General features: G+C 57.6%; 18 protein-coding genes and 1 pseudogene. 7 read left to right on the forward strand and 12 right to left on the reverse strand.

Annotated elements, in window-relative coordinates; all coding sequences use genetic code 11:
• Positions 1 to 368: 368 nt before the first annotated feature.
• A complete protein-coding gene (locus V6582_RS14290; protein WP_156634490.1) occupies positions 369 to 2,285 on the forward strand; it encodes a DUF882 domain-containing protein in 1,917 nt (638 codons plus the stop codon).
• A gap of 179 nt (positions 2,286 to 2,464) precedes the next feature.
• On the opposite strand, the gene V6582_RS14295 is transcribed toward V6582_RS14290, so the two are convergent.
• Positions 2,465 to 3,418, reverse strand: coding sequence for an AEC family transporter (locus tag V6582_RS14295; RefSeq protein WP_156634489.1), 954 nt, complete (start codon positions 3,416 to 3,418; stop codon positions 2,465 to 2,467).
• A gap of 307 nt (positions 3,419 to 3,725) precedes the next feature.
• Here V6582_RS14295 and V6582_RS14300 point away from each other — a divergent pair, with 307 nt between their 5' ends.
• A complete protein-coding gene (locus V6582_RS14300; protein WP_349508878.1) occupies positions 3,726 to 4,694 on the forward strand; it encodes a LysR substrate-binding domain-containing protein in 969 nt (322 codons plus the stop codon).
• Positions 4,695 to 4,892: 198 nt separating this feature from the next.
• Here the strand turns inward: V6582_RS14300 and V6582_RS14305 are convergent, their stop codons facing one another.
• From V6582_RS14305 to V6582_RS14315, 3 genes are all read right to left on the reverse strand, one after another.
• The gene (locus tag V6582_RS14305) at positions 4,893 to 5,156 is read right to left on the reverse strand and encodes a DUF2312 domain-containing protein (protein WP_015917069.1); all 264 of its coding nucleotides are present in this window, start codon (positions 5,154 to 5,156) and stop codon (positions 4,893 to 4,895) included.
• Between the two features lie 233 nt (positions 5,157 to 5,389).
• Positions 5,390 to 5,695: a DUF1244 domain-containing protein gene (locus tag V6582_RS14310; protein WP_156634487.1), complete on the reverse strand. Its 306-nt coding sequence runs from the start codon at positions 5,693 to 5,695 to the stop codon at positions 5,390 to 5,392.
• An 11-nt stretch (positions 5,696 to 5,706) separates the two neighbouring features.
• Positions 5,707 to 6,510, reverse strand: a complete 804-nt coding sequence (locus V6582_RS14315; protein ID WP_234889854.1) for an N-formylglutamate amidohydrolase — start codon at positions 6,508 to 6,510, stop codon at positions 5,707 to 5,709.
• Positions 6,511 to 7,017: 507 nt separating this feature from the next.
• Between V6582_RS14315 and V6582_RS14320 the strand changes: the two genes are divergently transcribed.
• Together V6582_RS14320 and pyk are read left to right on the forward strand one after the other, a co-directional pair.
• A complete protein-coding gene (locus V6582_RS14320) occupies positions 7,018 to 7,497 on the forward strand; it encodes a DUF1036 domain-containing protein (protein WP_041697052.1) in 480 nt (159 codons plus the stop codon).
• Positions 7,494 to 8,933 (forward strand): pyruvate kinase, encoded by a 1,440-nt coding sequence (gene pyk / locus V6582_RS14325; protein WP_156634485.1) that lies wholly within the window; start codon positions 7,494 to 7,496, stop codon positions 8,931 to 8,933. The genes V6582_RS14320 and pyk overlap by 4 nt, the downstream gene beginning before the upstream one ends.
• 645 nt (positions 8,934 to 9,578) lie before the next feature.
• On the opposite strand, the gene V6582_RS14330 is transcribed toward pyk, so the two are convergent.
• The 6 genes from V6582_RS14330 to V6582_RS14355 all read right to left on the reverse strand — a co-directional run bounded on the left by V6582_RS14330 (position 9,579) and on the right by V6582_RS14355 (position 13,847).
• Complete coding sequence (locus tag V6582_RS14330) at positions 9,579 to 10,586, reverse strand: alpha/beta fold hydrolase (RefSeq protein ID WP_156634848.1); 1,008 nt, start codon at positions 10,584 to 10,586, stop codon at positions 9,579 to 9,581.
• Between the two features lie 260 nt (positions 10,587 to 10,846).
• Positions 10,847 to 11,647: a tetratricopeptide repeat protein gene (locus tag V6582_RS14335; protein ID WP_234889898.1), complete on the reverse strand. Its 801-nt coding sequence runs from the start codon at positions 11,645 to 11,647 to the stop codon at positions 10,847 to 10,849.
• A gap of 108 nt (positions 11,648 to 11,755) precedes the next feature.
• Positions 11,756 to 11,881, reverse strand: a complete 126-nt coding sequence (gene ykgO, locus V6582_RS14340) for a type B 50S ribosomal protein L36 (RefSeq protein WP_003497670.1) — start codon at positions 11,879 to 11,881, stop codon at positions 11,756 to 11,758.
• A 162-nt stretch (positions 11,882 to 12,043) separates the two neighbouring features.
• A complete protein-coding gene (locus V6582_RS14345; protein ID WP_337739416.1) occupies positions 12,044 to 13,099 on the reverse strand; it encodes a 5-(carboxyamino)imidazole ribonucleotide synthase in 1,056 nt (351 codons plus the stop codon).
• Between the two features lie 27 nt (positions 13,100 to 13,126).
• Entirely contained in the window at positions 13,127 to 13,627 is a 501-nt protein-coding gene (purE, locus tag V6582_RS14350; RefSeq protein WP_015917061.1) for a 5-(carboxyamino)imidazole ribonucleotide mutase, read from the reverse strand.
• A gap of 16 nt (positions 13,628 to 13,643) precedes the next feature.
• On the reverse strand, positions 13,644 to 13,847 hold the full coding sequence (locus tag V6582_RS14355; RefSeq protein ID WP_041697050.1) for a YdcH family protein: 204 nt from the start codon (positions 13,845 to 13,847) through the stop codon (positions 13,644 to 13,646).
• A gap of 341 nt (positions 13,848 to 14,188) precedes the next feature.
• Here V6582_RS14355 and V6582_RS14360 point away from each other — a divergent pair, with 341 nt between their 5' ends.
• Entirely contained in the window at positions 14,189 to 14,362 is a 174-nt protein-coding gene (locus V6582_RS14360) for a YdcH family protein (protein WP_015917059.1), read from the forward strand.
• A 391-nt stretch (positions 14,363 to 14,753) separates the two neighbouring features.
• Here the strand turns inward: V6582_RS14360 and V6582_RS14365 are convergent, their stop codons facing one another.
• Together V6582_RS14365 and V6582_RS14370 are read right to left on the reverse strand one after the other, a co-directional pair.
• Complete coding sequence (locus V6582_RS14365; RefSeq protein ID WP_060718245.1) at positions 14,754 to 15,014, reverse strand: ArsR/SmtB family transcription factor; 261 nt, start codon at positions 15,012 to 15,014, stop codon at positions 14,754 to 14,756.
• A 182-nt stretch (positions 15,015 to 15,196) separates the two neighbouring features.
• Positions 15,197 to 15,964 carry a sulfite exporter TauE/SafE family protein gene (locus V6582_RS14370; RefSeq protein WP_156634849.1) on the reverse strand — a complete coding sequence of 256 codons (768 nt, stop codon included), beginning with the start codon at positions 15,962 to 15,964 and terminating at the stop codon, positions 15,197 to 15,199.
• A gap of 350 nt (positions 15,965 to 16,314) precedes the next feature.
• Here V6582_RS14370 and V6582_RS14375 point away from each other — a divergent pair, with 350 nt between their 5' ends.
• Together V6582_RS14375 and V6582_RS14380 are read left to right on the forward strand one after the other, a co-directional pair.
• Positions 16,315 to 16,986, forward strand: a complete 672-nt coding sequence (locus V6582_RS14375; protein ID WP_156634850.1) for a thiamine phosphate synthase — start codon at positions 16,315 to 16,317, stop codon at positions 16,984 to 16,986.
• A gap of 314 nt (positions 16,987 to 17,300) precedes the next feature.
• A pseudogene (locus V6582_RS14380) lies at positions 17,301 to 18,350 on the forward strand (tetratricopeptide repeat protein); the annotation flags it as partial.
• Between the last annotated feature and the right edge of the window lie 404 nt (positions 18,351 to 18,754).

The raw sequence follows: 18,754 nt of genomic DNA on the forward strand, positions 1-18,754 counted from the left end.
CTGAAGATTTGAACACGCCGCGCACCTGACAGGGTGGGCGGCGTTGTCATTTTGGGCTATAAGGACGCCGAATTTCGCGTCTTGCAGTGCGGGATGACAATATCGTGCGGTCCGCAGAAACGCCTGCCGGTTCGATAGTTGTTAACCCCCGGGTAAGGATGATTGATTACTGGTTGTCAATGGGTTGTTATGAATTGGTTCACCATATATGAATCAATTTGAACGATGTGGCAAAATTGCCATGTGGATACCGTATTTCACAGTCATGTGATAAACGAGCGATGTGACTTTTCTGACGGGGACGGATTTTGCGGATATCTGGTGCATTTGTATCGCCCTCAGGGCCTGGGCGGGTTGACCGCACGGCCATGATTTGGGCGAACATATCCAAGCTGTTTCTGACAGCTCTGGTCCTGATGACGATCGCCTTTTCCGCCCTCTATGCCACGACCGGTTCGGCTGCTGCGGAAACGCGGTCGCTGAAAATCCTTTTTGTCCATACCGGCGAGAAGCAGGAAATCACCTTCAAGCGCAATGGCCGTTACGATCCCAAGGGCTTGCAGCAGCTCAACAATATTGTGCGCGACTGGCGTCGCAACGAAGCGACCAAGATGGACCCGCGCCTGTTCGACCTCGTCTGGTCGGTCTATCAGAAGGCGGGCGCCAGCGGTTATATCTATGTCGTGTCCGGTTATCGCTCGCCGGCCACCAATGCCATGCTGCGTTCGCGCTCTTCCGGCGTTGCAAAGGAAAGCCAGCACATGAATGGCACCGCCATGGATTTCTTCATCCCTGGCGTGCCGCTGAAAAACCTGCGCGATATCGGCATGAAATTCCAGGCGGGCGGCGTGGGCTATTATCCCAATTCCGGCTCGCCTTTCGTGCATATGGACGTGGCGGGCGTCCGCTCCTGGCCGCGCGTTCCGCGCAGCGAACTGGTGCGAATGTTCCCCGATGGCAAGACCCTGCATATTCCCGCCGATGGCAAGCCGCTTCCCGGCTACCAGGTGGCGATGGAGGAATATAAGAAACGCCTGGGGTCTGAACAAATATTGATGGCGGATAATAAATCCTCGCCGCGTGGCAGGCCGCGAAATCTGATGGCCATGCTGTTTGGTAGCGGTGATGAGGACGAGGGCGACGAAGATTCAGCCCCAGCCGCACCGGTGCGGGCATCGGCTCCAGCCGCCGCGCCAAGACCGGCCGAGCTGACCAATCCAACGCCAACCAGTCCGATGCCTGTGGCTGTGGCTTCCGCAGCGCCTGATATCGCGGCTCCCGTGCCGCAATCGCGTCCTTCCCTGCGTCAGGGTGATGACAGTCTGGCTGTGGCGCTTTATTCTCCTGGCGGGCGCAATGCTGCCGAGGATGCCCTGCAGAAAGTTGCGGGCAATCCGTCGGGTGACGCTTCCGCGCAGCAAAGCGGCTATGAAGATCTGGCCGCCTACAAGGTTCCCGTGCCGACCCTGCTTGGGCCGCGTGGTATGAAGGGTGACGCCGAGCCTGTGATGACCGCGTCGCTTGGATCGCCTGATGATAGTAACCCTATTGCCCAGCATATTCCGGTGCCAGCTGGCCGTCCGGCGCTTGCCGATGCCATGGCGGCAACCCTGCCGCAGCAGCGCCCACAGATGAACGACGAGCCGTCTACGGTCGAAGAAGCCATGCTTTCTCCGGCTGCCGCCGAGGCACTGCAACAGAGCCAGGATGGCGCGCCGCTGAAGACCGTGGTGATCCCGCGTGACCGGCCAACGCCTTCTGTTGCAGCGGTTGCCGAAGTTCGGCCTGCGGCACCCACTGAGAGACCTCAGCCTGTAGCCGCCCCGGCAGTGCAGCCGAAAGCCGTCGCCGTTCTCACCCAGGGACCGCTTCCAGCTCAAGCTAAAGCCTCCACTCAGGGACAGCAGCAGGTGGCTTCGCTTGCGCAGCCCTCCCGCGCCAAGCCGAGTGCGGGCCAGTTTGGTGATGTTTTTGACCAGCCCAAATCGGCAAGCCGTGCGAATGAAGCCTCGCTTCCCGTCAAGGGCGGACGCCCGGGACCAAGTGAAGCGGATGCGGCCAGCCGTGGCCTGACCGGCGGGACCGAGTTGACCCGGACGATGATTTCGCAATGGGCAATGAACAAGAACCGGCTTGAGCCGGGCGCAAACCCCGTGCCTGCCAAGGCCGGTCGTGGCGGCCGTGTCGTGACCCAGGCCATCACCGCACCGGTCAAGGCGCCGCAGACCGGCTTTACTCCCGGCGCCCAGGCCATCGATCCAGGCCGCTTCGGCGCGGTCCGGTAAATATATCGAGCCTTCCTTCGGGCAGGGCTGCATATCTGGTCATAAAAAACCCGCGGTAACCGCGGGTTTTTTCGTATCTCTAGGTAAAAGCCTGAAAGTCTCCCGCATCTCCCGGCTCAGGTTTTCCAAGAGGGTAACGAGGGCTCTATGGCATCGGACTTAAACGTGGGTGCCGGTTTTTAGGCCGGGATGGATGCGGCAAAGGTCTGTAGAACGAGCGTCAGGGTCAAGACCGTTATCAGCAGCGACACGATAATCGCCAGAGATGTTTCTTCACTGAAATAGCCGTATTTCCTGCCAAAAACATAAGCTCCAGCGCCAATGGGCTGTGCTGCCATCACAACAGCGGTGGCATACCAGATATCGATATCCGCCTTGAAGGCGATCGCGATCATACCAAGCGTTACCAGCGGCTGTATTAGGATCTTTATCAGGACGACCGGGGCAATCCAACCGGCCATGGCCGACAGCCGTGCTGCTGAAAAAGGAATTCTGGCAAGGCCGAGACCAAGGGCAAAAAGCGCTGTCGGTCCGGCCGCCGCTGCCAGAAACCCTGTGAAGGAGGTGAGCATGGTTGGCAACGGAATTCGCAGCAGGCAAAAAAACGCCCCGGCCAAAACCGCCATCGTCAGCGGATTTTTCAAGGTCGTCGCCAAGGCGCGTCCGGCGCTGGCCAAGGGGCTGGACTGCTTTTGGCCGGTGAGATCATGGGTAATGATCACGGCCATAATCGCTGGAATGTTATGCAATATTGTTGCAATGGCGGCAGGAACCGCGGCTTTGGGACCGAAGGCGGCAATCAGGATGGGAATGCCCATATATCCGGTTGTCCCATAACATGCTGCCATGCCGACAATGGAGGATTGCGGTGCCGATGTCCCTTTCGCTCTGGCTAGAAACAGACCGGCAAGATAGGCCGCAGCAATTCCAGCCAAAGTTGCCGCCATGAATGGCCACTGCGCGAGATCCGCCGGGTTGGCCCGCGCCACCGCCAGAAACAGCAAGGCTGGCAGGGCAATATACAGAACATATTCATTGATCAGCTTTTCGGCTTCAGCAGCAAACTGATGCTTCCTTCCAAAACCATAACCAACCAGAATGACAAGAAAAACGGGAACAACGACCTGTAACATGAAATTTGCTCGATCTGAAAAGGACGATGGGAAAACACGGCCATATGGCTGTGTGACAGAGCACGCGCAGTTGGAGCACCTGGTCCTAGCGGGATCACCCGGTCCGCTATCAATGGAAAAACCGGACAATCTGAACGTATGGTGAGCTGGAAACGTCATCACCATACTCTGGTCTTTCCTCTTGATGGAAGCCAAAATGATATTATATTTCAATGCTTTGCGTTATTCTGCGCTGCCCTGAAGTTCTATTATGTGTTGCATCAGATTCAAAATGAATTATCGTGGTAGAAAATGCGCGCGAGGCATTATGAAGCAAAGTCTGCGGTTATTGACGCTTGACCAGATCAGGGCATTTGTCTCGGTTTGCGAGCACGGCAGTTTCACCAATGCGGCGAAAGACCAGTCACGGACGCAGACCGCCGTTACCCGTCAGATTCGCGCCGCGGAAGATATTTTGGGTGAAAAGCTGTTTCATCGATGCCGTGGGCATTTCGAAGGGCCAACGGAAGCGGGCGAAAAACTGCTTCCTTTTGCCATTAAAATTCTGGCAACTCTTGAGGACGCCTGGATGTGTCTGGAGCGTCCGGGTCTGAAGGGAACGATCAGGGTCGGTGTCATGGATGACATTGACATGAACTGGCTGCTGGAATTGATTGGCCGCTTCAAGGCGCTACATCCTGAATGCGACGTGAGGGTGATTTCCGATTTTTCCACAAGGCTTGAGAAGCGGCTCGAGCAACGCGAACTCGATGTTGCCATTGTCAAGACATTGATCAGGACGCAGCATGGGGAGGTGAGCAACGCTCACAAGACGTTACGTCGTGAGCCATTGCTATGGGCGGCGGGACCGGGCTTTCGCTTGCGCCAGCGTGAGCCCCTGCCACTCGTGCTGTTTCATGAGGGATGCGTCTATCGTCACCACGTCATTCAACGGCTGGAATCAGCAGGTGTGCCTTTCAGGATTGCTTATGAAGGGCAAAGCTACAGCCATTTGCGTGCTGCCGTCGCCGCGGGCCTTGGCGTGACAGCCCTTGCCGAAAGTCAGGTTGCCATGGGTGGCCTGCAAAGTCTGATCGAGGTTGCCGGTCAGCGTCTCGATCCGCTTTCTGACGTCGAAATTGCCATGAAGGCACTTCATAGCCGCAAGAACCAGGCGCTATCGGGCTTCATGCGAGAAGTGATGCGATCAACCAAGCAGGATCGGCAGGCCTTTTGCATGCCCGACAATCAAGACGTGACCAGATTGCAAGAAGCTGGAACTGGCTTGAGGGGATAGAGCATCGTGCAGAAAACAGGAATCAGCACGATGCTCTCAGTTCTGTTTGCGGATCGGAGGTTTCCGAAAGCTGGTTTTTAACTTTCGATCTGATGTTTTGGAGTTTGTCAGGGAAAAGTGGTCACCGGTTTTCCCGAAAGGACAAACTCAAACAAAAACAGCGAGAGTCTGTCTGGTTCAATATGAACCTGGCAGACTTTAGCCTTCCGGCGGGTTCTCGATCATGCCCAGCGCATGAAGATAGGTATCGAGGATCAGGTCTTCCTCCATCCGCTCCTGCTCATCCTTCTTGCGCAACGCGATGACCTTTTTCAGGATCTTGGTATCGAATCCCATGCCTTTGGCTTCGCCATAGACGTCCTTGATATCGTCGGCGATGGTCTTCTTTTCTTCTTCAAGGCGTTCGATGCGCTCGACAAAAGCGCGAAGTTGGTCACGGGCGACGCCATGAGCATCAGACATGGGGATCTCCTTGCTGGGGATGGTCATTTGAGTGGGGGTGACGTGCCGTGAACTCTGCGCCACGTCAAGTTCTTTTGCATGGCGCAAAGCCCGGGCCTTGGCGGAGGGGGCAGTGGAATATCGGGTAAAACCTTGTCAGGATTGGATAATAGCCTGAAATCCCCAGGAGGTCTTGGGGTGGGGGTCGGCAAAATTATCCGTGTCCGGTGCCACTTCGAGAGCCGTTCTCGAAGCTAGTCCTGCGGGCGTGAGGCTTCGAAATCCGCCTTCTGGGCCTCGCTCGCCTGTTTCTGATGCCGCAATTTCCATTGCTCATAGGGCATTGCATAGACATGCTGGCGCGCCTCGTCGCGGGTCATCTCGACCCCTTTGGTGTCGGCTGCGTCCTGATACCAATTGGCCAGGCAATTGCGGCAGAACCCGGCCAGATTCATCAGGTCGATATTCTGCACATCGCTGCGTTCACGCAAATGCGCCAGAAGACGGCGAAAGGCCGCTGCTTCCAGTTCGGTTTGCTGTTCCTTGGTCAGTTCGCTCATCTCTTGTCCGATCATTTTTCCAAGGCCGGGTAAGGTCCGGTTCGGGACGGAAATTGCCGCCATTCGTGCAGGGCAGGATCGCCGTTCATTGCGGCAAAAATCGGCTCCAGCCGGTCTGCCCAGGCGGTGATGCCCGCTTCGTCGCCGATCAGGTCCTGGCGCACTTCCAGCAACGCATGAGGCATGCCCGACACCATGCAATGACGGTAGAGTGTATCGCCCTTCAAGGCGCCGTCATAGGGTTCATTGTCACCGACGAGAATGTCGCCCGGCTGGCTGAGCGCGTCGATCAATGGCCGCACGGCGCGCTCATCGCTATCCCAGAGCACGGCGGCATGCCAGGGGCGGGCCGCGCCCTTCCAGGCGGGCGTATAGGAATGCAGCGACAGCACCAAGGGCGCCTTGCCACTGGCAGCGGCCGTGTCTGCCAACAACTGTTCGACAGCGTGGTGGTAAGGCCGATGGAAGTTTTCCACCCGATACTGCCATTCTTGCGCGCTGATCGGGTGATTGCCAGGAATGATCGCGCCGTCGGAAATTTTCATCACCAGCGTCGGGTCGTCCTCGCCCCGGTTTGGGTCGATCAGCAGCCGGGAAAAACAGGACATCGCCGCCGGCACGCCGAGCCGCGCCGCCAATTGGCGGGTCAAGCTTTCCACGCCAATATCATAGGCGATATGGCGCAGATAAGCGCTATCTGGCAGGCCAAGCGTGCCGTAGCCGGCAGGCAGCCGGTTCATGGCGTGGTCGGCAAGCAGCACGAGGCCCAGGCTGTTGTCGCCGGCTATCGTCTCATAGGGTTTGAAGTCATTCATGGCTGACACATTTATGTGATGGGATTGTCTATCATGGGGGATGTGTGGAAACATCCTTCACCAAATTATTCCAGGAGGTCTCTTTTATTCTAGGAGATCCCTTGGGTCGAATTTGGACCGTCTGCCGTGCAGAAACAGGATTATCACCAGTTTTTCAAGGCTTGAGGATTGTGGGCTTGGTCAAACGCACAAAAGATGCAGCCGCACTTCAAATTTGCTGCATAATTCCTTAAATCGGAGTGGATTTAAGGAATTATGCAGCAGGCGGATTTAAAGGGATACTTCGTGCCGCTTAACGCCTTATGATCGTTCGTGTGATAACGAGTGCGGTTAAAGCCTGTGCGGAAGAAGGATCTGATTGCGCACAGAGACGGTCCGCCGTCACCATTCAGTCAAACTCACCCCTCATCATTCGCGTGGGGATTACAATCGATTAGAGCTGCGTTGACTTTCTTGGTCCATAGTCGCAAGAAGGCAACACAGAAAAATGGAGTTCCGTCGGAAGCCGTGCCTCATTCCAACACACTCTCTTCCGTTACAGGTTCCGGGCGTCTTGCACGTCTCGGCCTGTTTTTGACCATTGTATTTTCACCGATTGCTTATGCCGCACCCGCGCAGGCGGATTTTCGCGTTTGCAATGGTTCGGCCAATCTCGTCGGCGTGGCCATTGGCTACCGGGCGGCGGAAGGCTGGATCAGCGAGGGTTGGTGGCAAGTACCCGCTTCGACCTGCGCAACGCTGATCGAAGGCGAGCTGAAATCGCGCTACTATTATCTCTACGCAGAAGATGCCGCCCGCGGTGGCCGCTGGACTGGCAATGTCAACATGTGCGTGGCGGAAAACGAGTTCAAGATCGTTGGCGTCGGGGATTGTTTCAAGCGCGGTTACCAGCAAATGGGTTTCAAGGAATATGACACGGGCCGCCAGGGGAGCTGGATGGTTCAGTTGTCCGACACGCCCGGCACGCAGGAAGGCCAGAAGCAATGAAGCGTAACCGCAAAGTCAAAATTCTAGCAACGCTTGGACCGGCTTCGCAAGATGAAGCCATGATCCGCAAGCTGCATGAGGCTGGCGCCGATCTTTTCCGTATCAACATGAGCCATGCCAGCCACGATGTGATGCGTACGCTGATCCAGCGCATCCGCAATGTCGAAGCTGCTTGCGGGCGCCCGATCGGCATTCTCGCCGATTTGCAAGGCCCCAAGCTGCGGGTCGGCAAATTTGCCAATACCTCGGTGGAATTGAAGCCCGGCCAGACATTCACCCTCGACAGCAACGAGGCTCCTGGTGATGAAAACCGGGTCTATCTGCCGCACCCGGAAATCCTGGAGGCCGTCAAGGTTGGCCATCGCCTGTTGATCGATGATGGCAAGCTGCATCTGCGTGCCGAAAAATGCGACGGCAAGACCATTGTCTGTAGCGTGGTGTCTGGCACCAAGATTTCCGACCGCAAGGGCGTCAGCCTGCCCGATACCATCCTTGCGACCGGCGTGCTGACCGACAAGGACCGCGCCGATCTGGATGCTGTTCTGGCCACCAATGATGTCGATTGGGTCGCGCTGTCCTTCATCCAGCGTCCTGAGGATCTGGCCGAGGTGCGCAAGATCGCTCGTGGACGCGTCGGGCTGATGTCGAAAATCGAAAAGCCGCAGGCGCTGGAACGGATCGACGAGATCATCGAACTGTCCGACGCCTTGATGGTGGCGCGTGGAGATCTTGGCGTGGAAATGCCGCTGGAGGCCGTTCCCGGCATTCAGAAACAATTGATTCGTGCCTGCCGCCGTGAAGGCAAGCCGGTGGTCGTGGCCACCCAGATGCTGGAGTCGATGATTTCAGCGCCGGTTCCAACGCGCGCCGAAGTCTCCGACGTGGCGACAGCCGTGTTCGAAGGCGCCGATGCCATCATGCTGTCGGCTGAATCCGCTTCCGGCCAGTATCCGGTCGAAGCGGTCTCGACCATGGCGTCGATTGCCCGCACCATCGAGCGAGAGCCGCATTATCCCGGCATTATCTATGCCCAGCGCCCGCAGCCGGAAGCAACCGGCGCTGACGCGATTTCGTTGGCAGCCCGCCAGATTGCCGAGACCCTGAAGCTGACGGCCATCGTCTGTTACACGTCGTCAGGTAATACCGGGCTTCGCGCTTCGCGTGAGCGTCCCGAAGTGCCGATCCTGGCGCTGTCGCCGGTGGTTCAGACGGCGCGCCGCCTGTCGCTGGTCTGGGGCCTGCATTGTGTCGTTTCCGAGGAGCCAACCGATCTGGATGACATGGTCAACAGGGCCTGCCGCATCGTGGTGTCGGAAGAGTTTGGCAAGCCGGGCGACCGGGTGATCATTTCTGCTGGTGTGCCATTGGGAACGCCGGGCGCCACCAATATGCTGCGCATCGCCTATATCGGTCCGGATGGCCTGTCCGGCGTCTGACAGTGCTAAGCCCTGCAAGGCGAGGTGCGAATGCATCCTCGCCTTTAAGGCCCTATGCCGTAGAAGTATTTGAAAAGAGAATGTGAGAGGTCACCTTCTGTGACCCTTCTGACCGTCCATATATCCGAGAAATTCTAGTGCCGCTTGTCAGGGATGACGGGCGGCGTTTTTCGTGACATGCGCTGCCAGAGGGCCGATTTAGCGGACTGAGACCTGCGATTCGGTCTGGTAAAATCCGATGGGAACAGCCGCAGATGGCGTGTCCTGAGTTTTCTAAAATCCAGGGCGGATGCCGTCATGGTGTGAGCCTACGGCACCATTCCACTGTGAAATTTCATTCGATTTGCGGAATTATATAGAAATTCCTAATATTAGGAATTTTGAAATATCGCCCCGTAATATCGATAGCGCAAAATAATAAAGTCGCCTTGGGAGAGGCGACTTTATTACTTATAAATTATTCAATAACTCAGAAATATAAATAGACTATAAATTCGTCTTTGATAATATTGCAGTTCTAAATTGGTTTGTTACTATGCCTATAGTTTTGCTCCAATTTGATTGTGATGTCAAGGACACAATCCCCTTGGTTGTAGATAGCCGATGTCGGTGGTTATCGAGACTCTTAAGTAGCTGCCAATTTTATCAGTTTGTTGACATTTCAAAAGCATCACCGATTTTCCTGGCCAAAGACCCAAGATCACGGTCGTGGCCGGCTATTTTTTCAATGGCGGCAACCGCCAGATCTGTGACGCAATAATCCGGCTTGTGTCCTAAATGTCGTACCCAGACCAGTTCTGCGTCTGCAATGTCGCGAGCAAGACCAACGGAGTGAATATCGGCCAGAACGATGGCATCACTGTCACCGGTGACAATCACGGTGGGCGCCCGTATTTCGGAGTAGCGAGGTGCCATGCGGGTGACATAAGCATGCAAGCCGAAAACATCGATGGCATTGTGACGAAAGGTGCTGGGCCGCAGAACCAGGGTGGGAGCGGTTCGGGCCATATAATCATCCGGACGTGGATTGGGAGCGAAGACTGCCCCGATGGCTCCATCCATTTTGGCAAGCCCAGCCAGTGGTGCAAGGGTGCGGGCAAAGAGGGGCCCGATGATTGGTGTTGCCGTCAGATGGTAATGCCAATCGACCCCACCGGGCCATGGATGGGTGGCAGGGGCCAGAAAAAGCAAACCCGCCGTCTTTTCTGGATGGAGAACAGCAAAGCTTGCCGCAATAGCACCGCCAAAGGAATGGCCGATGATAATGGCCCGCGACACGCCAATGGCGTCCATGGCCTCGGCGATGGCGTTTGCCTGGCCATCTGGTGTGTCGTTTTGCGGACCACCACGCGGCGAATAGCCATGACCCGGCCTGTCCACGAAGATCAGATCCGCGCGTCCCTCAAGGGCCGGACGAAATGCCTCGGCCTGATCGCGCAAATTACCACTGGCGCCATGAATGAACAGCAGCGGTGGCAGATCGGCGCTTTCAGACGCCGGAATATGCAGAAGGTTGAGATGGGTGTCTCTTATCGGGACGAGCGTGCCAATATTCGGATTGTCAATGATGATCTGTCTTATTTTGACTGTGGAAAACACCCAGGCTACAATCAGGGGTGTAGTGACGATGGCAAGGATCAGAATTGCAGGCATGGCATATGGGTTCCTGCTGCGTCATTGCGTAAAGCGGCTCAGCTATCCGATAGATGACGCAGAAAATTTAATCAGCGATGGCCTCTTCATCCGCATAACAAAGCATGGGGCGCGTGGAGTGAGAAAGGTAAGATAGCCTTCGGCGTTCCCAAAACCACCATCCTTAGGGGCACAGCAGGGATGACAGCGCCGTGCGTTTTATAAAATGCACAAAGGATGCTGTAACACTTTAAATCTACTGCATCCGCAATGGGTCATGATTACGTCCGGGCGCCTGCCAGCTTCTCGGAAAGCTCGGTCACGGTCTTCTGGGCGGCGCGGTCGGCGGGATAGATGGACAGGTAGCGCTGCCAGGCTTCCAGCGCCTTTTGATCGCTGCCGGTCTCGGCCAGAATATTGGCGAGCATTTCCAGCGCGCCGAAATGGCGCGGTTCGATGGCCAAGACGTGATTGAGATCGGAAATCGCTTTGCGGTAATTGCCCTGGCTATAATGCAGGCTGGCGCGGTGGCCCCAGCCATTGGCATAATCAGGTTCCAACACGATCGCCTGATCGAGGAAGTCCAGTGCGGCGGCGTTCTTCTTGTCTTTGATCGCCTTGTCGGCCCATTGCATCAACAGATTGACGGTTGGGCTGCCGGAATTCGACCAATCCGCCATCACGGCAGCGGCAATCGCCTTGGCTGCCTCCGGCTGGCGTTCGCGTTTCAACTGGGTCAGCAATTCGTCCGCAGGCTTGCCGGATAGAGCTGCGGTGTCGCTGCGGTCTTCCAGACGCTCAACCTCGCCCTGCTGCGGAGATGGGTCTTGCTGTGGAGATAATGGCGGCTGGCCATCCTTGTCCGCTCTCGGCTCACCCGTCTCAGGATGGTTCGGCTCAGGTTGAAGGTCCGGCGTGAAGGGCAGGGCAGGCGGCATAGGCTGGCTGGGTGCCGCGTCTGGCCCTTCCTGCGCAAAAGTGATGTCCTGCGCAAACGTCATGGCGGCAGGCCCGGCGAGGGCGCTGGCAACCAGAATACAGGCCGTGAGAATCAGGTGAGTGAACAAACGAACAGAGCGCATGCAGGTAATCTACCGTGCATGCGCTCTGTTTCAAACCGAATTCTGCGATTGACCGAAGTCCACGCATCACAGCGAGGTGATGCCGCTCTCCCGCAGGAGAGGTTTCGATCAGCCCTGACGGGCCTTGAAACGCGGGTTCTGCTTGTTGATGATGTAAACGCGACCCTTGCGGCGAACCAGACGGTTGTCGCGGTGACGTGCCTTAAGCGCTTTCAGCGAATTCTTGATCTTCATTTTTAGATCCGCATGGTTGCCAGGGAACTGTGTGGTTCCACCGGGATGTATATCGACGAAAAACGCACCGCGGGGCGCGCTGTTTCAGGGTTGGTGGCACATACCCCGGCTTAACCCGGCATGTCAACCGGAAAACCGGGCATTTTGCCCGTTGATGGTAGGTTATTCCCGGTTCCTGACCTCGGTGACATGTCCCATTTTGCGGCCGGGCCGTGCTTCGGCCTTGCCATAGAGATGGACGAGCACACCCGGCTTCGCCAGCCAATCTGGAACAGCATCAATGTCGTCGCCGATCAGATTGGTCATGACGCAATCGCCGTGGCGGGCCGGATCGCCCAGCGGCAAGCCGGCAACGGCGCGGACATGCTGTTCGAATTGCGAGATCACGCAGGCCGCTTCCGTCCAATGACCGGAATTGTGGACACGCGGGGCCATTTCATTGGCGATCAGGCTGCCATCGGCCATCAGGAACAGCTCGAGACCCACCACGCCGACATAGTCGAGACCGCTCAGCAGTTTTTCCGCCGCACTTTTGGCGGCAGCGGCGGTCTGCGGCGAAATCGACGCAGGCACGGTGGAGGTGTGCAGAATGCCGTCGCGATGAATGTTTTCAGCCGGATCGTAGCAGGCGATTTCGCCTGATATCGAACGGGCGGCGATGATCGAGATTTCCCGCGCAAACGGCACGAAGCCTTCGAGAATCAGCGGCACGGCGCCAAGAGCCTGATAGCCGCCACTGGCCTCGTCCCCCTTGCGATAGACCCGCTGGCCCTTGCCGTCATAGCCGAAGCGCCGGGTTTTAAGCACGCCTTCGCCACCGAATTCGGCCAATGCCTGCTCCAGGTCCGCCTGGCTGTCGACGGTGCGAAACGGGGCGGTGGCAATGCCATTGTCGTTGAGGAAGCGCTTTTCGCTCAACCTGTCCTGGGACACGGCGAGCGCCTTGGCTGGGGGGTAGACCGGCACGGTGCACGCCAGGGCTTCGGCGGCTGCGACCGGCACGTTTTCAAATTCATAGGTGACCACGTCGCAACTGGCGGCCAGTTCGGCAAGGGCTGCCTCGTCGGCGTAATCGGCGGTGATCTGCCGGTTGGCGACCTGGGCCGCCGGACAGTCGGCCTGCGGTTCCAGCACGATGGTCTTCAGCCCCAGCCTTGCTGCGGCCATGGCAAGCATGCGGCCAAGCTGGCCGCCGCCGATAATTCCAATGGTCTTCACGCGTGTGATCCGTACAGTTTATAAGCCTCAGGGAGCTTCGTCGGTGGGATAGTCGGCAACGGCGGCAGTCTGGTTGTCGGTCCAGTCGTCCAGCCGGTCGGCGAGATCGGCATCCTGCAACGCCAGCACCCGTGCCGCCAGCAGGGCGGCATTGACGGCGCCGGCCCGGCCGATGGCGAGCGTTCCGACCGGAATGCCGGCTGGCATCTGCACGATGGAATAGAGACTGTCGAGGCCGGACATGGTTTTCGACTGGACCGGCACGCCGAAAACCGGAAGCGCTGTCATCGAGGCGACCATGCCGGGCAGGTGGGCGGCCCCGCCAGCTCCGGCGATAATCACCTGGAAGCCTTCGTCGCGCGCGCCCTTGGAAAAGGCGACCATGCGGTCTGGGGTGCGATGGGCCGAGACGATGCGCGCCTCGTAGCTGACGCCAAGTGCGTCCAGGGTGTCGGCAGCGTTCTTCATGGTTTCCCAGTCGGACTGGCTTCCCATGATGATGGCGACGGGCGGTCTTTCATCCTGCATCGGCGGCACCCTTTTCTCAGGCAATGATATCGGGAATGAGCTGATCTTCCAGTTTGGTCAGCCTGTCCTTGATGGCAAGCTTTTTCTTCTTCATCCGCTGGATCCGCAAGGCATCGCAGCCGACCTGAACCATGGCGTTGATCGCAGCATCATAATCCTCGTGTTCCTGACGAAGGCGTGCGAGTTGAAGCCTTGTATCCGCGTGGTCCTGATCCGGCATCCGTCTGTCCCCATCTTGTCGCTGGCTGCATCTATTTCTGATGCATGGTGGAATGGCGCAAGCTCCTATCACCAAACGTCGGTAACGGGAAGTTAGCCCTTTCGCATAATTTCATCGGCAGCGGCTGTGTCTTTCAGTCCATCAATTTTCTTTGCGTTTAGAGAGGCCTAACGCATGGGAGTGACCCGAGATGGGAAGCGTCGCCTGTGCCAACATGAAATTGCCCTCATAAATTCAGGTTTTCGCCTTAGACATCGGCAAGCGATCGTGTCACACTGCTGTCGCAAACCAAGAAGCTCCAGCGATGGATGCTGGAGGTTGAAAAGGAAGGATAGAATCAAATGACCATTCAGGCTCATATTGAATCGCTTGCCAAGAAGCATGGAGTTTTGGAGGAGAAACTACATGCCGCCCTTTCCTCTCCCTCGACCGACGACAAGGAAATTCTGGAACTCAAGCGCCTCAAATTGCGCCTCAAGGATGAAATGGAGCGCCTGAAGTCAACACGACATTAAAGGCTGGATGATGCCCCCTTAAATCGGGCCCGATTTAAGGATTTCATACAGTCAACAGGCCCTTTGAATCGTCAGTCGGCGGATGAATTGTCTCACTTACTTTGTGCGTTTTACAAAACGCACGGTGATGTAGCGTTACCGCCGCTGTCTTGATACTCTTTCCATGATCCAGGAGCGCCAAACATTGCCGCTCTTGACCGAAACCAGGCTCCGAAGCGCTGATTGCCTTCGGGGCCTTTTTTGTGGGTTGTTTTGGGAAGTGGGATCACTCGGTGCTATAAACGATTGGGAGCGCCAGAGGCGCTGTGGCGAACGAAATATTCGCGCCGGTCATGCCGATATTGGCACGGCTTTATTGTCACGCCGGTCCCCATGCGAACCGATCCCACCGTCAGTTCCAGAACTGGTCCAGCCACAGGTTCAGCCGGTTGAAGCCGGAATTGTTGACCGAGTAGATCCGCTTGGTGCCCTGAGTGGCCACTGTCACCAGATTGCAATCCAGCAGCGCCTTCAAATGTTGGGAGACGGCCGGCCGGCTGATCGGCAGGCCCTTGGCCAGATCGTTTACCGTGCGGGGTGCACGGCGTAACTCTTCCAGCAAATGGCGTCGGTTGGGATCGGCAATAGCCGAGAATGGATCGATTGTCGTCATATGCGCAAGCTATGATACATCCTGCCGTCCGGCAAGCGCAATTGTGCGATGCGAAAATGCAATTTTATCGGGATTTTGATTGTCGTCAATTTTGCAATCCCCTTCTGTGGCAAATGTCTTATCCCGCGTCTTGAGATATTTGCAAAAGCAATAGGATGCCCCATCGTCAATGGCCCATCGTATTACAGGAAAAACAAACCGTCCCAAAACAGTTTCAGTCCGGCGATGAGCGTCATGGCATAGATCAGCGGATAGAAGGTCTGCGCCTTCATGCGCCGCACCACCATGGCGCCGGCCATGGTGGACAGCAGCGCCACCGGCAGCAGGCTGAGCGACAGGGTGAAATTGCTGAAATCCAGCTGGCCGAGTGCCATATAGGGAATGACCTTGATGGCGTTGAGGCAGGCAAAAAACCGCACGCTGGTGCCGGTATAGGTTTTGGGGTCGAGCTTTAACGGCAGGGCATAGATTTCAAACGGTGGGCCGCCGGCATGCGCGACAAAGCTGCCATAGCCTGCCAGCGTGCCCCAGCCCGTGGCGGCCACGGCGCGCTGCGGTTTTGCCGGTCTTGCATCATGGCCTTCGCCGCGCAACCGTCGCTGGAAATAGCGCCCGGCAAACACAACCGTGATGGCGCCGAGCACGAGCCGCATGGCATCGGCCGGGATGAGGGCCGATGTGGCCCAGCCAAAGGCGATCCCGGCAATGGCGCCGGGCAAAAGAAGGAAAAAAGTGCGCCAGTCGCCATGGTGGCGCCAGGCGTGCAGAGCGACCAGGTCCATGACCAGCAGGATCGGCAGGAAAATCGCCGCAGCCGTCATCGGCGGCACGACGAGCGCCAGGATTGGCACACCAAGCAGACTGAAAGCGCCGCCCAGGCCGCCCTTGGACAGGCCGACCAGCATGACGGCGGGAATGGCGGCAAGCAGGAATGAGAGATCTGGCAGCATGAATGTTTGAATTTCCGCGATGGTGTCTTGGGGTGCTGGTATCTGTAGGGATGGGTATCTTCCCCACAAGGCGGCGGCTGTCTCTGACAGTTGGTGTTGATCCTTTCCTCAGTCCGGTCTATCGACTTCCTGCAAACATGGCGAGATCCTTTCGCCGCAGAGAGAGTGCCAACAAAAACGAGAGCAACAGAGGCTTCGGCATCATTCTTTAAATCACAAACGGTTTAAAGAGAAAATCATGCCACAGGCATGACGTGCTACAGCACCTTATATGCCCTATATAAAGGGTGCAGGGCGCTTTGGCCCGGATCGCCTCCCTTGCTCTTGCCATCAAGAAGACGGAAATCGCCATGTCCAAGTCGTCAAAGTCGCCCAAGTTCCAAAGCCGCTGCCGGCTCGTTCTTATCACGCCGCAGATTGCCGATGTGCAGATGCTTGCCACGACTGTCGGCAATGCCTTGAAGGGTGGCGATGTCGCCTCGGTGATCATCCCGCAATATGATTTCGATGACGACACGTTTCAGGCCCAGGCCGAAGCGGTCGTGCCACTGGTTCAGGCGGCGGGTGCCGCTGCCATCATCGCCGACAATAGCCGGGTTGCCGGTCGCGCCAAGGCCGATGGCCTGCATATCAGCGGCGATGTCGAGGCGCTGGCCGAGGCGGTGGAAAAATTCACACCGAAGATGATTGTCGGCTCCGGTGCTGCCCGCGACCGGCACCATGCGCTGGAGGCTGGCGATGCCAACCCCGACTACATGTTCTTTGGCAAGCTGGACGGCGATATCAAGCCGGAAGCGCATTCTAAAAACCTGGCCTTAGGCGAATGGTGGTCGTCGATGGTGGAAATCCCCTGCATCGTCATGGGCGGTGCAGATCCGCAATCGGCCCTGGCCGTTGCTGAAACCGGCGCGGAATTTGCGGCGCTCTCCAGGGCAGTGTTCGATGATCCGGAGGCAGCCGCCACCGTGGTTGCTCAGGTAAATGCTTTGCTTGACGAAAAAGCGCCACGGTTTGAGGATTGAACGCCTCAATGACCCTTGCCCTACCTCGTCTTGTCTTGACCCGTCTTGCCCTAACCCGTTTGGCTAAATTCCAGTTGCTGTCTGGACGATCCGTCTGTGCCAGTCTGGTCTTGGCGCTGGCTTGTCCGACGGTCATGGATATCGGTGTTTATGCGCAGGTTCCGCCTGCTGCATCCTCGCCCACGGTGGCGGAGCCTGAGGTGAAGGCGGATGACGGCAAATCAGGCGAGGCGGGCAATCAGACCGCCACTGAAACGCCATCGGAAAAAGCTGGCGAGCAAGGGCGAGGCCCAAAGCCGGGGAGCAATGTCGAGATGCCGGGCGCTCCCGATGATAAGACGGCTCCCGAAAATACCGCGGGCTCTGACGGGACCAATGGTTTTGTCAGGCCAAGCGAGCTTTCCGGTCCGGTGTCGGGCGAGGATGCTGGCAAGGTCCAGCGGCCGGGTATCAAGGATGCGGGACCGGTCGGCGGCATTACGCTGATGGAGCGCATGGGCATTCCGCTGCCGGACCTACCGCCGGAAAAGCCCTATACCGGCAAGGTCGATCTTGCCTATGGCGCGTTCCAGCGCGGGCTATTTGCCACCGCCTTCGATTACGCCCTGCCGCTTGCCGAGAAGGGCGACCCCGCCGCGCAGACATTGCTTGCCGAGTTGATGACCCGTGGACTGGCGGTCAAGCGCGACATGAAGGGAGCGGCTTTCTGGTATGCCAAAGCCGCCGAAGGCGGCGATCCGGCGGCAATGTTCAAATATGCGCTGATGTTGATCGAAGGGCAGTATGTGGCGCCCGACCGAAAGCTGGCCGATGACTATATGCGCCGGGCAGCGGAAGCGGGCAATGCGTCGGCCCAGTTCAATTGGGCGCAATTGCTGGTTTCTGAAAATCCCGGCAAGAAGGGATTGCTGCTGGCGCTGCCTTTTTACGAGCAATCGGCCGAACAGGGCATCGCGGATGCGCAATATGCTGTCGCTCAGATCTATCGCAACCTGCCGGAAGTGCCGGCGGAAAAGCGTCAGTTGGCGCGCGAATGGCTGGTGCGGGCGGCGCGTGCCGGTTTCGATACCGCAGAGCTTGATATCGGCATCTGGTTGATCAACGGTATTGCCGGGCCGCAGGATCTGGAGCAGGGCTTCAAATGGTTGCGGATTGCCGCCAATCGCGGCAATGTCGCGGCCCAGAACCGGCTGGCGCATGTTTATGTGGCGGCGCTCGGCACCCGGCCTGATCCGGTCGAGGCGGCGAAATGGTATGTGCTATCGCGTCGGGCGGGCCTTGCCGATCCGGCCCTTGAGGATTTCTATCTCGGTCTGCCGGATAGCCAGCAGAAACAAGCAATTGAAGCGGCCAACAAATACCGGACTGGCCAGCATAGGCTGGGCCGCCCGGTATCGAAGGCGCAGGGCGCGGCAACCGGCAAAAATGCAGCGAAGGCAGCGGTCGGCGATGTCGTCGCCAAGCCGGTAAAGCCGGTTACGCCACCGCCCGTTGACCCGACCGGACTTCCGGGCGTCTCCATGCCGCCAGTCGGGGGGCAAGTTGGGGGCCAGCCGCAAAATGACGTCCCCGAAAATGATGCAGACCAAAAATGATGCAGACAAGGACGAAATCCCGGCGATGGCACCGATGTGCCGGATCAGCCGCCCGCCGCCACCTGAATTGCGCAGGGACTTGAATTGCGCCAGATTTTGTGGTCTTGAACCGCTCAATCTTTGCACGCCGCTAAAAGGGCCGCGCCCAACCTCCATCCGGGTGATGGCGGGTG

It is taken from the genome of Agrobacterium vitis (assembly GCF_037039395.1).
Taxonomy (GTDB): Bacteria; Pseudomonadota; Alphaproteobacteria; order Rhizobiales; family Rhizobiaceae; genus Allorhizobium; species Allorhizobium vitis_E.

Coding starts and splice junctions, on each gene's coding strand:
- V6582_RS14370 (WP_156634849.1), bottom strand. CDS start 15,964: ATGCTGCCAGATCTCTCATTCCTGCTTGCCGCCATTCCCGCCGTCATG.
- V6582_RS14310 (WP_156634487.1), bottom strand. CDS start 5,695: ATGAGCGAACTGACCAAGGAACAGCAAACCGAACTGGAAGCAGCGGCC.
- V6582_RS14375 (WP_156634850.1), top strand. CDS start 16,315: ATGTCCAAGTCGTCAAAGTCGCCCAAGTTCCAAAGCCGCTGCCGGCTC.
- V6582_RS14305 (WP_015917069.1), bottom strand. CDS start 5,156: ATGTCTGATGCTCATGGCGTCGCCCGTGACCAACTTCGCGCTTTTGTC.
- pyk (WP_156634485.1), top strand. CDS start 7,494: ATGAAGCGTAACCGCAAAGTCAAAATTCTAGCAACGCTTGGACCGGCT.
- V6582_RS14295 (WP_156634489.1), bottom strand. CDS start 3,418: ATGTTACAGGTCGTTGTTCCCGTTTTTCTTGTCATTCTGGTTGGTTAT.
- ykgO (WP_003497670.1), bottom strand. CDS start 11,881: ATGAAGATCAAGAATTCGCTGAAAGCGCTTAAGGCACGTCACCGCGAC.
- V6582_RS14335 (WP_234889898.1), bottom strand. CDS start 11,647: ATGCGCTCTGTTCGTTTGTTCACTCACCTGATTCTCACGGCCTGTATT.
- purE (WP_015917061.1), bottom strand. CDS start 13,627: ATGCAGGATGAAAGACCGCCCGTCGCCATCATCATGGGAAGCCAGTCC.
- V6582_RS14315 (WP_234889854.1), bottom strand. CDS start 6,510: ATGAATGACTTCAAACCCTATGAGACGATAGCCGGCGACAACAGCCTG.
- V6582_RS14300 (WP_349508878.1), top strand. CDS start 3,726: ATGAAGCAAAGTCTGCGGTTATTGACGCTTGACCAGATCAGGGCATTT.
- V6582_RS14360 (WP_015917059.1), top strand. CDS start 14,189: ATGACCATTCAGGCTCATATTGAATCGCTTGCCAAGAAGCATGGAGTT.
- V6582_RS14290 (WP_156634490.1), top strand. CDS start 369: ATGATTTGGGCGAACATATCCAAGCTGTTTCTGACAGCTCTGGTCCTG.
- V6582_RS14365 (WP_060718245.1), bottom strand. CDS start 15,014: ATGACGACAATCGATCCATTCTCGGCTATTGCCGATCCCAACCGACGC.
- V6582_RS14355 (WP_041697050.1), bottom strand. CDS start 13,847: ATGCCGGATCAGGACCACGCGGATACAAGGCTTCAACTCGCACGCCTT.
- V6582_RS14330 (WP_156634848.1), bottom strand. CDS start 10,586: ATGCCTGCAATTCTGATCCTTGCCATCGTCACTACACCCCTGATTGTA.